We start from the raw sequence: 4,432 nt of genomic DNA, 5'->3' as shown, positions 1-4,432 counted from the left end.
CGCGGTGGCAACAAGAGCTATGTCGAGACGGCGGATGTCCGCCACAGCAACGGGACGATGCACGTCGTCAACGGTGTGCTGCTTCCGAGGATCTAGGTTGTTTGCGGCGTCAATCGCGCGCCCACCGCGTCGCCGCCGCGTCGTCACTCTCCCGCGCCTCAACCCAGCGCGCTTCGCCACCGCGCGTTTCGCGTTTCCAGAATGGCGCGTCGGTCTTCAACCGGTCGATCAGGAACGCACACGCATCCAGTGCCGCCGCGCGGTGCGGTGCCGCCGTGGCGACGAGGACGATGCGTTCGCCGGGCCGCATCGTGCCAACGCGGTGGACCACCGTCGCGCTCAGCAACGACCAGCGCACGGTCGCGTCCTCGGCGAGCGTCCGCAGCGCCGCTTCCGTCGCGCCGGGGTAATGCTCCAGGTCCAGCAACTGCACCCCGTCATCGCCGCGGACGATGCCGGTGAACGTCGCCACCGCGCCCGCCCCGTCCGCTTCAACCAACGCCAGTTCGGCCGCAAGGTCGATCGGTCCGGTCTGCACCAGTATGCGGATCATCCGCCCGTCACCGGCGGGAACAGCGCCACCTCGGCCGGTTTGCCCAATGCGGCGTGGAGGGACACGAAGCGGCCATCGATGGCCGCGCGCAACCGGGCGCGATCGGCAAAAGCCGCACCATGCGCCGGGCTCAGCGTCGCTAGCCAGTCGATCAGCGCGGAGACGGTGGCTGCTTCCGGCGGCGGATCGAGCATTTCCTCGCCCGTCCCGATCGCCTCGCGCACCGAGGCGAAGTACAGCACCCGCAACATCGCGATCAGTCCATGTGCTTCAGGCCGACGCGCAGATAGTCCCAGCCGGTGATCAGCGTCAGCACGGCCGCGGCCCAGAGCGTGGTCAACCCGATCAGCTTGACTACGCCGATCGCGGGCAGTGCGCCCAGCGCGATCACGCCGAACGATGGCAACGCACCGCCGAGGATCAACGCACCCAGCGCCACCATCTGGAATGTCGTCTTCCACTTCGCCAACCGCGACACGGGCACCGAAACCTGAATGCCCCCCAGGAACTCGCGCAACCCAGACACCGCGATCTCGCGCAGCAGGATGATCAGCGCCGCGATCAGGTGGATGCCGGTGATGATCGCGCGATCCTCGAATCGCGTGCCGACCAGCATCAGGATGACCGCCGCCACCATGATCTTGTCCGCGATCGGATCGAGGAACACGCCCAGTCGTGACACGGCACCCTGCGCCCGCGCCAGATAGCCGTCGAAATAATCGGTGATCCCCATCGCGCAGTACAGCACGAATGCGGCGAGATAGCCGGCTTCCCATTGCGGCCACCACAACAACGCGACCAACGCCGGCAACGCGACGATGCGCGACAACGTCAGCAGGTTCGGCGCGGTCCACATTGCCGCGACCTTATCGCGCACCGCAGGATCGCGATACCCCACCCTGCCCTGCATGGTTGGCGCATCGCCGCGGGTCGGCTACACGGCCGGCCATGTTGTCACGATCGAGGGCCGCGCGCATGGTAAATGCATGTTGAACGCCCTCGGGCTTCTCAAGCAGCGGCGCTTCCTGCCGCTCTTCACCACGCAGTTCCTCGGGGCCTTCAACGACAATCTGTTCAAGACGTCGATGATCCTGTTCGCGACGTATCAGATCTTCAATGACGAGCGTCAGGAGGGCTTCTTCAATGCCTTGGTCGCGGGCTTGTTCGTGCTGCCATTCTTTCTGTTCTCGGCGCTGGCCGGGCAACTGGCCGACACGACCGACAAGACCCGCATCATTCGCGTCGTCAAGCTCGCGGAGATCGTCATCGTTCTGGTCGGGTGCATCGGGCTGTGGCTCGGCACACAGGGGGCGGTGGTGGCGCCGCTCGCGCTGATGTTGCTGGCCGTGATCGGCCTGGCCTTCCACTCGACCTTTTTCGGCCCGATCAAATATGCCATCCTGCCCCAGCATCTGGAGGACGAGGACGTCCTGGCCGGGACCGGGATGGTGGAGGCCGGAACCTACCTGTCGATCCTGCTCGGCACCATCGTCGCGGGCATCATCTATCAGGACGCGCGGCTGGTGGCCGCGCTTACGCTGTCGGTGGCGGTGATCGGCTATCTGGCCGCGCGGCAGATCCCGCCCGCTCCCCGGCTGGGACCGCCGCTGAAGCTCGACTGGAACCCGTTCACCGCATCCTGGCGGCTGATCGCGGCGACCATGCACATCCGTCGCCTGTTTCTGGCGATCTGCGCCATCTCGTTCTTCTGGACCATCGGCTCGGTGCTGATCATCGCGTTTCCGCCGCTGGTGAAGAACGTGTTGACCGCTCAGGCAACGGTCGCGAGCCTGGTGCTGGGCGTGTTCTCGATCGGCGTCGCGATCGGGTCGGTGGTCATCAACCTGCTGCTGCGGGGGAACATCTCCGCGCGCTACTCGCCTATATCGGTAGTCGCGATGGCGGGCGCGGTGATCGCCTTGTGGCTGTCGGTTCGGCTGTGGACGCCGGCCCCGGCCGGTCGCCTTTATGGTGTGCTGGAATTCGTCGCGCAGCCACAATCGGTGCCGGTCATCTTGTCCCTCCTGGCGGTAGCGATCTTTGGCGGCATGTTCGTGGTCCCGCTCTACGCGTTCCTGACCACCACCGTCACCAAGGACCAGACCGCGCGCACGGTCGCGGCGAACAACGTGGTTAATTCGGGAGCGATGACGATCGCATCGGTGTCGGTCGCCGCCATGATGGCCGCCGGCGTCACCGCCATGCAATTGCTGATCGTGGTCGCGGGCATGTGCCTGGTCGCCGCCTGGATCGCGCAGCGCCTGCACCGCGCCTGCGACGGCCCGCTGCCTTGCTGAGCTACAGCAGGAACGTATAGAAGCAGGTGAAGAACGCACCGAAGCTGAGCACGAACAGCTTCCAGTCGCTGTCCTCGCTCCGTATCGCGGGGTCGATGGCGGCGGGCGGCAACGATCGGCGAAATGGGTGGCCCGCGGCCTCCTGGGTGAGCACTAGGCGTCTTGTCATGGGCAGGCGTTAACGCCTTGTTTACCGGTTCGGCGAGTCACAAAGAAGGTTAAGCGTCGCCCGTTCCGAGATGGGACGTTCACCATCGCGTTGATCAAAGGCAATCGAGCGGGAACCAGCGCTCGCGATGAACGCTACGCGCCGATGACTGAACGTCCCGGCGGGCGCGCCGCGCTTCTCATCATCGACATGATCAACCGCCTCGACTTCGCCGGAGCGGATGCACTTCGTCCGGCCGCCGAGGCCGCGGGCGAGCGCATCCTGGATCTGCGCGAGCAGGCTAGTGCCTCCGGCGTGCCCGTGATCTACGTCAACGACAATCATGGCGACTGGCATGGAGATCGCGCCGTCATTGTCGAACGAGCGACGGGCGACGACAGTCCGGGCCGCGAGCTCGCGCGACGGCTGCGCCCGCGCGACGAAGACCTGTTCGTGATGAAACCGCAGTTTTCGGGCTTCTATACGACTACCCTGCCCGCGATCCTGCCTCGACTCGGCGTCAGCCGGCTGGTGCTGACCGGCGTCGCTGCGGATATCTGCGTGCTGTTCACCGCCGCCGACGCGCACATGCGTGAATACGAACTGTGGGTACCGGCGGACGGCGTGGCGAGCGAGGATCCGCAGCGTACCCGGTGGGCGCTCGACACGATGGCGAAGAGCATGGGCGCCAATGTCAGACCGACATCTGAACGGTCCCTTGGGGATTGGCTGGCGCGCGCATGAGGTTTCGCGTCGTGGATAGCGAAGGTTTCGACGCGCGCTCGAAGCGTCGCTCGAGTGTCGGCCAGAGCGCGGGCGAGAGCCTCGCCATCTTTCTGGAGACGCTAGAGCCCGGCGCGGAAACGACCCTGACGACGCCGGCCGACGGCGACGCCCGTGTCTGGACGCCGGATCAGCTGGAGGCGCTCGACGCGGTCTTCCTCAGCGGGTCGCCGCTCCACATCTATGACGGCAGCGTGGAGTCGAAACGCGAGATCGCGTTAATGGGGGCCGTGTTTGCGTCTGGAACCCCGTCGTTCGGCTCGTGTGCCGGGCTGCAGGTTGCGGTCGCGGCGGCTGGCGGCACCGTACGTCCTAGGGCCAAGCGGCGCGAAGCCGGCTTCGCCCGGCGCATCGTGCCGACGGATGCGGGCCGCACCCATCCGCTGCTGTCGGGCCGACCGCCAGTCTGGCGCGCTCACCATCCATGGCGACGAGGTGGAACAGCTGCCCGCCGGGGGGACCCTGCTGGCGTTCAACGCCGCGGTGGCCGTTCAGGCGGCGAAGATCCGGTACGATCGCGGTGTGTTCTGGGGCGTTCAGTACGATCCGGAACTGACGCTGGCGCAGATCGCCGCCGCGCTGCGCCGGGATGCGGCGATGCTGATCGAGGATGGCCCGGCGCGAACCGAGGCGGACGCGGCCGCGCAGGCG

At 66.6% G+C, this 4,432-nt stretch carries 6 protein-coding genes and 2 pseudogenes; 4 read left to right on the top strand and 4 right to left on the bottom strand.

Translation table 11 applies throughout. The annotated features are described in order from the left end of the window. Positions 1-109: 109 nt before the first annotated feature. From JWN21_RS11520 to pgsA, 3 genes are read right to left on the bottom strand one after another with little or no spacing between them, the layout of a single operon-like run. Positions 110-553 carry a molybdenum cofactor biosynthesis protein MoaE gene (locus JWN21_RS11520; protein WP_299650068.1) on the bottom strand — a complete coding sequence of 148 codons (444 nt, stop codon included), beginning with the start codon at positions 551-553 and terminating at the stop codon, positions 110-112. After that, entirely contained in the window at positions 550-804 is a 255-nt protein-coding gene (gene moaD / locus JWN21_RS11515; protein WP_299650065.1) for a molybdopterin converting factor subunit 1, read from the bottom strand. Before moaD ends, JWN21_RS11520 begins: the two co-directional genes overlap by 4 nt. Positions 805-809: 5 nt before the next feature. Next, positions 810-1,409, bottom strand: a complete 600-nt coding sequence (gene pgsA, locus JWN21_RS11510; RefSeq protein WP_299650062.1) for a CDP-diacylglycerol--glycerol-3-phosphate 3-phosphatidyltransferase — start codon at positions 1,407-1,409, stop codon at positions 810-812. A 130-nt stretch (positions 1,410-1,539) separates the two neighbouring features. Here pgsA and JWN21_RS11505 point away from each other — a divergent pair, with 130 nt between their 5' ends. Next, positions 1,540-2,850: an MFS transporter gene (locus tag JWN21_RS11505; protein WP_299650059.1), complete on the top strand. Its 1,311-nt coding sequence runs from the start codon at positions 1,540-1,542 to the stop codon at positions 2,848-2,850. Between the two features lies 1 nt (position 2,851). Here JWN21_RS11505 and JWN21_RS11500 read toward each other — a convergent pair whose 3' ends face one another. After that, the gene (locus JWN21_RS11500; RefSeq protein WP_299650057.1) at positions 2,852-3,019 is read right to left on the bottom strand and encodes a hypothetical protein; all 168 of its coding nucleotides are present in this window, start codon (positions 3,017-3,019) and stop codon (positions 2,852-2,854) included. A 90-nt stretch (positions 3,020-3,109) separates the two neighbouring features. On the opposite strand from JWN21_RS11500, the gene JWN21_RS11495 reads away from it, so the two are divergent. The 3 genes and pseudogenes from JWN21_RS11495 to JWN21_RS11490 all read left to right on the top strand — a co-directional run. Next, positions 3,110-3,742, top strand: coding sequence for a cysteine hydrolase family protein (locus tag JWN21_RS11495; RefSeq protein ID WP_299650054.1), 633 nt, complete (start codon positions 3,110-3,112; stop codon positions 3,740-3,742). Continuing rightward, a pseudogene (locus JWN21_RS14000) lies at positions 3,739-4,089 on the top strand (type 1 glutamine amidotransferase); the annotation flags it as partial. The gene JWN21_RS11495 and the pseudogene JWN21_RS14000, both read left to right, overlap by 4 nt. Before the next feature lie 55 nt (positions 4,090-4,144). Then, positions 4,145-4,432: pseudogene (locus JWN21_RS11490) on the top strand (type 1 glutamine amidotransferase); the annotation flags it as partial.

The organism is Sphingomonas bacterium (assembly GCF_028292945.1).
Taxonomy (GTDB): domain Bacteria; phylum Pseudomonadota; class Alphaproteobacteria; order Sphingomonadales; family Sphingomonadaceae; genus Sphingomonas.
This window is presented reverse-complemented; position numbering and strand designations above follow the sequence as displayed.

Coding starts and splice junctions, on each gene's coding strand:
- JWN21_RS11520 (WP_299650068.1), bottom strand. CDS start 553: ATGATCCGCATACTGGTGCAGACCGGACCGATCGACCTTGCGGCCGAA.
- moaD (WP_299650065.1), bottom strand. CDS start 804: ATGTTGCGGGTGCTGTACTTCGCCTCGGTGCGCGAGGCGATCGGGACG.
- pgsA (WP_299650062.1), bottom strand. CDS start 1,409: ATGTGGACCGCGCCGAACCTGCTGACGTTGTCGCGCATCGTCGCGTTG.
- JWN21_RS11505 (WP_299650059.1), top strand. CDS start 1,540: ATGTTGAACGCCCTCGGGCTTCTCAAGCAGCGGCGCTTCCTGCCGCTC.
- JWN21_RS11500 (WP_299650057.1), bottom strand. CDS start 3,019: ATGACAAGACGCCTAGTGCTCACCCAGGAGGCCGCGGGCCACCCATTT.